Consider the following 6,383-nt stretch of genomic DNA (forward strand, 5'->3'; position numbering starts at 1 on the left):
GCTGTATTGCTGCTCGGACGGCGTGCGTGGTCGTGGCGCACCCATGACGTATCTGTCCCATACGGCTTCCTTCCATTCCAACGAAAGGATCGCACCATCAAACCGTGGGATCAAACACCTAAGCTCCCGGCTCGTCAGGATGACCCCCTACAACGCTGCGATCATCGATCGCACCATGCAGCAGCAATCAAAATAGCGCGGTCTGGCGCATCGGCGCCTGTGACAACGAAACCCGGTCCCCGGTATATCGACCCCTTCATACCCCACCACCGGTCAACCCGCCCACAAGCAAATTTGAGCAGTTTCCCCGCGAACTCTCTCTGGGCATATCTTTTAATGCGGCTCTGTGTAATTCAAAGGTCTTACGGCAAAAAGTTGGATCGGATCGTGCAAGTGTCGTCACAGGATCTTCGGGATCAAGGTTCGGCATCATCGGTAGCACGACTAGGGGGCTCTATGCATCTTCGCATCGGCTGAGTTTGAGCGTATCGAGCGCGATGCAGTGGCGAGCGTGTTTGCTAGAGTATCGGTGGCCGTAGAGCAGCCGCCCGGCGATGACGGGCTGGCGGACGAAGATAAGAGGATATCGCTCGATCGCCGTCATAAGGATCTCTCTCTCTCTCTCTCTCTCGATCATACCGTGTTCGGCAATCAGATTTAGCTACCGTATTGTGGTTGCGCCTCGAACGCCGCTCGCAGAGCTGATATCCGTAACGCTTGTTGGTCGTCCTTCGGCGAATGCAAGGTACAGTGCGACAAGAATATCCCAGCAGTTCTGCCCTGCAAGATCTTCTCCAAGAATTTCGCGCCGCCGCGCCCGACTGGCTAAGGACACCTCTGCCGCTCGGAGAAATGCTCCTCGAAAAGCACCGCCTTTTGGCTGTTCCTCGGTAGTCGCCCCTAAAAGATCCGACAATAATTCCGGCGCCCATTTTGCAGCCGCTTGTTGAGAGTCATCCATGACCTTCAATGACCTCCATTAGGCCTAGAGGTTCCCTGGTATCCTTCGCGGATGATGTATTATGCATTTGCTACGAAAAAGGAAGCGTCGCGAACGTAAGGCAAACCGGCGAATAAGGACATGTCCTTAGGATTCCCGCGTATTATGCTGTCGCTGTTTCTTATCCACGAGTTGGTTAACAAAACGCCGGCGGCAGTACCTAATGCCGTTCTTGGATGGGGGGCAAAATAAGCATGGAACATTCAACTGCTACGTCAGATTGCGTCACGTTGGCAATGGCTCCTTACGCACCTGCCGAGCCTATTCATTCGCAAAAAAGCTACGATCTGGCGCAAAATTCCCGCATTCACATCATCAGTGACGATGCATCAACTCGTGCGAGCATTTTCCGGATCCTGACGAGCTGTTCCTATACATGTGAAATTTATGCCAGTATAGACGAGCTTATTGTGTATCGACCAAGCGGAGGTATCGCTTTGGTCGTTGAAACGACCATCGGTCAATTTAGTATCGCAAAGATGCGGTTGCGCGAAGCCGGACTTGCGCTCGGTGCGGTTGCGTGCAGCGAAAATCCGAGCGTTGCAGCGGTGGTTGCGGCTATGAAAGCCGGAGCAATTGACTATTTGACTTTGCCAATCGAACCTGATGCCGCCCGCATTATTATAAGCCACGTTATTGACGACCATGTAGACCGCCTGGTCGATTTTGTAGCCGCGGCAAAGGCCGCGTCTAAGATTGCGAGCCTCTCGACCCGTGAGCGCCAGGTGTTGGAGCTTGTCTCAATGGGGGGCAGCAATAAGGAGGTCGCCCGAGACCTTGAGATCAGTCCGCGAACGGTTGAAATTCACCGTATGAAAATGATGGGCAAGCTTGGTGCTACCAATCTGGCAGACGCGGTGCGAATGTGGCTACTCGCACGCCAGGCATAATTTATAGCCAGATTTGCATAGGTTCTGGAGGATCGCTTGCAGCGTGGTGAAGGAGCCTGAAGGCCGCCGGGCCTGCGCCCTATAACCGGTGCTACTTCGACGAAATCGCGAAAAGAAATCTGGACGGGGGCAAAATGCGGCACCGACTAGCAAGACTTATAAGGGACGTGCGACCGTGCGTGCCGGATCAAACTCAGGCCAGTGCGAATCTCGTGAAGCTTGACCAAAGTCTGGCAGACTACCGCGCTGCGCAAGGCAGTTTTGCAGTATACCTGAGAAACTTGGAGCTCGCGCAGACTCGAGTAATCTTTGCTTTAGCCGAATTTGAAAAGTTCCCCCATGATGATCTCGACCGTGCCCTGTCGATTGTGCACCTCATCAAAGAATTTAATGAAATTCGCTGGCGACTTGCATGGGCACAACAGCATGATCCAAATATCGACGTTGGGAGCCAAAAAGCGCTTGGCGTCCATGTGCCATGCATAGCTGCCAGTCATGCTATGAAGTCGCGGACCCACGACGGTCCACGAAGTTAACACCTCGGCTTTCGCGACAAGCTCAACGACATGATGAAAACGACGCCATGAATGTTACCGGTAGTTGCGTCAAAAGTAGGCTGTGCGAGTGGGATATTTTTATCCGGTAACGATCTATAGCGCGAGGAAAGCTTAGTATTGTTGCGTTTATCGGCAAGGTAATTGCAATTCTTCCGCGAGGTGGTCGTGAGCGGAACTCGCAGGTTAGCCATGGATTATGCGGCGACGTCTCTGTGATCGAACAATTTGTCAGGCAATAAATCGAGCTAACGCCCCGGATGGCAATGCGAATGGGTGCATGAGCTGGCAGGTCGTCTCGCAAAAGTTTCGCTGAAACGGCCGCAGAGAGCGCTTGAAAGTCACCGCCGGCCCATCGCCGGTTCCGTTGAACCAACAGTTGCTCTAGCAGATGCTCAATAAGAGCGTGAAACGCTTGCGAAAGCAAACGGTGCGGAGGAAAAATGCCCCGACGCGGGTGCTTCGGGAAACAGGGCCGCGTCGAGGGCAAGTTGTTCGGATCGCATCACAATTTGTGGTGCAAATCGAGAAAGTCAGATGAGGTAGAACGGTTCCAGCCTGGGACGAAAGTTTTTGACTTGACAGGCATGGCCCCGCGCGTGGTGGTCGGGTGGCTTACCATCTCAAGCGGAAAGTGCTCGCCAATCAAGCCCTCGGCGCCGACCATCAGGTGCACAGACAGCCGAAAATGGTCCTGCTGGAACGTCCCGCCGCCACTGAGGGCGAAGGTGCGCGCCGGCGTTGAGGGCATGCCGCAGCCATCCCGACTGGTGTTCGGGCCAAACATAAATATTTTGAAAAAGAGCGGGCCGCTGAGCGCTCTAATCTATAACAGAATTCTACATTTCGCCGTGAAGCGACGGTGACCGGGAAGCGTGATCAAGAAGGATTGAGGCTTCTTTAGGACACAGGAGTGATCGCTCTTGCATAAAAGTGACGGTGCTGGTGATATCTTTTGCATTTAGGGCAAAGGTCTCATGCTGCTGAAGTGAAGCAAATCCAACGTCTGCGCGGATCGACGGAACACTGAAAATAGCGAGCATGGTGCTCGCCTGTGGACCAGATCCCTTGGCAACCCTTTCGACCACGTCGTCAGCAGTCGGATGAAAGCTAATTACCCGGATCTCCCGCCAGGCAGACCCATTGATGCGCATCGCTTCCAGCAAGGCCTGGAGTTGAATCACCATGTCAGTCGCTTTGACCAACTGACGCGTTCGATGAGGCGGGCTTTTCATCGCGGACTTAAAGCAGCGAAGGATGGTTTTGCAAACGTGCTCGACGCTTGCGTAACGCTCGAAAAAAAATTCATCGTCGATAAATTGGATCTCAAACCTGCGCGCTATTTCATTGTAAACCTTGCGAAAGTACTCGCGCGCATGTGCGTTCGTATGCATTAAATTGTGCGCCATCATAGAGGTAAATCTAACCGATCTCCTAAAGATATGGCAAGAGGTTTTGGAGTGCTATGCGCCGGAGATTTTTTGACGTGAGAAAAAGCACAGCTTGACAAAATTGAAAGGTGATTACTCAAGCTTTGTACTTGGTGTCGATGTTTGTTAGATACGTTTAATGATAAACAAGATGTGATAAGATGGTCTTTCATTACACCTAAATTATATGGTATAGTGAGGTGTATTCAATTTGTTTAAAGCAAAAACGTGCATTTGGCATATCAATGCCTTCGGCTTAATAGTTCAGCGCCGTGACTTTAGCTCATGCCCAACCCGATCTCCGTTCCATTTAGCCTTAATGACACATTGTTTAGCTAAAGCGCTGGTGCAATCTAAGCTGGCCCAATGATCGATGTATAGTCAGCCATCTTGGTTTTGTGTTCTGTACGTGTCCTGACTCATTGTGCGGCACACATTGCATCGGGCGTAGTGCGTCGACGTGGATGAGAAGCGCGTGCCCGATCATATTAGATCCTGTCGCGACAATCGGGATGTAGCGAGCTTCTTGATCCTGCGTCCCCCGATCGCCGGCCAGGACTTCGCTAAGGATGAGGAGGATGTGTTTTATCAGCTGGTCGATGCCCTTATCCCGCCATTGGAGACTGCGGCGCTTGCGTTAAACAGTTCCCGTGCCGGATCTGAGGCACATCAATTGCAAGAGACGATTGAGCATATAAAGATATCATTGCAAATGCTTGCGTGTCAGTTGAAAAATTCGTCTTGCCCTGTGTAGCAAATTGATTTGGTGTGGTTAGCCGGATAATAGTTGGAGAAGATGAATGCGCCGATCACCTCTGGTCACTGAGATCTAACGATCATAAACCCGGAACCACGCGATTGGAATGTCAACCGAAGCGAAGGAACTTTGTCATTTTGGTTTCGGGGACAAGACAGAGTCGATAATCACCAGGGTAACGTCTTCTCTTTTATGCCAGCGGGTGCAGCATGCTGCACTTCTGCTCCATCGCTTTGCGGGCATTGGAGGTTGCGCCAAGTCGCGCCTGGGATAGCGGGCGAAAGTTCCAGACCCCTCGATCTGAAAGGCACAGCCTCGTACGCTGGTGCTGATCGGATGGGAGTGCAAGAAGCCGAGGATGAGCACAGCGCCGTGTGCATATCCAAAGCCGTGCTCCCATGATGCGGAGGCGGGATGCAAAGCATGACCTTGGCCCCGGCAAGCCAACGCTGAGCCATTATGTAATGAGCACTAACAGCATGTGTCACGAAAGGGGAGCAAGGCACCCTGCGTCGACGTGGACTATGCTCTCGGTCAAGCGCGGCGTGGCTCGAACTCTGCAACCCAGTCCGGCCTTAATCGGCCTCAGACTACGATGGTCCGGCGGACGTCGCAGCCAACTTGCATAGGTCATGGCCTGCTCAGCTACGGGCGGGGGCGCCTCAGTATAGCGCATTGCTCGACCTACGTTCATGCGCATTGGACCTGCCCCGTCTTAGTCCCGTCTGCACGGCAGCTGCGTCCCTTCAGTATTTAGCTGCAGAGATAGCACCGGTTGCCGCCGCGCGGCCAGTTCGTCGATGCTTAGCCGTCCGGCGACCAATGTGATGCTGCAGACGTTGCACACGGCAATATGGTAGTGCAAGCAGGCGCTGCGGTTGCTGAATGCGCTGGATGAGCACTGCCGGTTGAATAGCAGGGCTGGGCCGCCGTTGGATATGATACAGTCTTAGTCGGATTTGATCAGCAGCAGCGCGTGCGGGAGCGGTAGGAGCGCTTTTGGTGCTACCATGGCACTGCCGGGTGATGCTCGGTGCCTGCAGCAACGCCAACGTAGTCGCACTCGCGCCACGGTTGATGTTCCGCATGAGCGCGCCGCACTGATCGGCACGGGGTATGGCAGTGCGCCTCCCCAATGTTGCTCGTCAGCGGCAGCGGACAGATGAAGCCGCTTTGGAAGGGCATCGAACCAACACTGATCGTAAGCGGCGGGGGGGCACATGGCAAAGTGGTTCGTCAATTCCGGTTAGGTAAAATTTCGAACTACATTTTGATACAAGATTGCCCAAGTTCTGATCAAACGGATTGGTGGAGGATTATGCTTGCGCTGCCCTGACCGACCTCCTGATGAGCATGGGCGACTTCGAGCTCTTGCCGAATATCATTTGGACGCCACTTGTCGGCTGTCCAGCCTTGAGCCGATTGTCGATCTGGCGGCGGGTCTTTTCCGTTGTCCTGGAGCCGCAGTGAACCTAGTCGGCGACCATAGTGTATTTTTCGCCGCCAGCCACGGTATAACCGATTTTAACGCTTCGCGCGACTTTAGCTTTTGCGCACACGCTATCAATGAAACTGGAATAATGGTCGTCGAAGACGCCGCGCTTGACGACCGGTTTCACGACAATCCTTTAGCAGGCTGCTGAAAAAGGCCACGGTTTGGCGATGAAGGTTGTGTCGTCGCCATTATCGTAGGCGATTTCGCCTTCGAGCCAGCCATCGTCGCGCAGATCGGCCCATCCGGTGCCGGTGACC

The 6,383-nt window shown here is 53.5% G+C and carries 6 protein-coding genes; 2 read left to right on the top strand and 4 right to left on the bottom strand.

What is annotated here, in order from left to right; all coding sequences use genetic code 11:
- Window positions 1-196, top strand: a 196-nt coding sequence (locus HHL27_RS22305) for a hypothetical protein (RefSeq protein WP_206069792.1), incomplete at its 5' end; no start/stop codon positions are given.
- A 998-nt stretch (window positions 197-1,194) separates the two neighbouring features.
- The gene (locus HHL27_RS21940) at window positions 1,195-1,890 is read left to right on the top strand and encodes a response regulator transcription factor (protein WP_169495493.1); all 696 of its coding nucleotides are present in this window, start codon (window positions 1,195-1,197) and stop codon (window positions 1,888-1,890) included.
- Window positions 1,891-2,204: 314 nt separating this feature from the next.
- Here HHL27_RS21940 and HHL27_RS21945 read toward each other — a convergent pair whose 3' ends face one another.
- The 4 genes from HHL27_RS21945 to HHL27_RS21960 all read right to left on the bottom strand — a co-directional run bounded on the left by HHL27_RS21945 (window position 2,205) and on the right by HHL27_RS21960 (window position 6,250).
- On the bottom strand, window positions 2,205-2,387 hold the full coding sequence (locus HHL27_RS21945; RefSeq protein ID WP_206069793.1) for a hypothetical protein: 183 nt from the start codon (window positions 2,385-2,387) through the stop codon (window positions 2,205-2,207).
- Between the two features lie 562 nt (window positions 2,388-2,949).
- Window positions 2,950-3,195, bottom strand: coding sequence for a hypothetical protein (locus HHL27_RS21950; RefSeq protein WP_169495495.1), 246 nt, complete (start codon window positions 3,193-3,195; stop codon window positions 2,950-2,952).
- Between the two features lie 88 nt (window positions 3,196-3,283).
- On the bottom strand, window positions 3,284-3,838 hold the full coding sequence (locus tag HHL27_RS21955) for a hypothetical protein (RefSeq protein ID WP_206069794.1): 555 nt from the start codon (window positions 3,836-3,838) through the stop codon (window positions 3,284-3,286).
- A 2,265-nt stretch (window positions 3,839-6,103) separates the two neighbouring features.
- Window positions 6,104-6,250: a hypothetical protein gene (locus HHL27_RS21960; RefSeq protein WP_169495497.1), complete on the bottom strand. Its 147-nt coding sequence runs from the start codon at window positions 6,248-6,250 to the stop codon at window positions 6,104-6,106.
- Between the last annotated feature and the right edge of the window lie 133 nt (window positions 6,251-6,383).

Origin of the sequence: Novosphingobium olei, assembly GCF_012927405.1 — a bacterium.
Lineage (GTDB): Bacteria > Pseudomonadota > Alphaproteobacteria > Sphingomonadales > Sphingomonadaceae > Novosphingobium > Novosphingobium olei.

Bases quoted from the DNA above. Each gene is read 5' to 3' on its own strand.
- HHL27_RS21940 (WP_169495493.1), top strand. From the start codon at position 1,195: ATGGAACATTCAACTGCTACGTCAGATTGCGTCACGTTGGCAATGGCT.
- HHL27_RS21945 (WP_206069793.1), bottom strand. From the start codon at position 2,387: ATGACTGGCAGCTATGCATGGCACATGGACGCCAAGCGCTTTTTGGCT.
- HHL27_RS21950 (WP_169495495.1), bottom strand. From the start codon at position 3,195: ATGCCCTCAACGCCGGCGCGCACCTTCGCCCTCAGTGGCGGCGGGACG.
- HHL27_RS21955 (WP_206069794.1), bottom strand. From the start codon at position 3,838: ATGCATACGAACGCACATGCGCGCGAGTACTTTCGCAAGGTTTACAAT.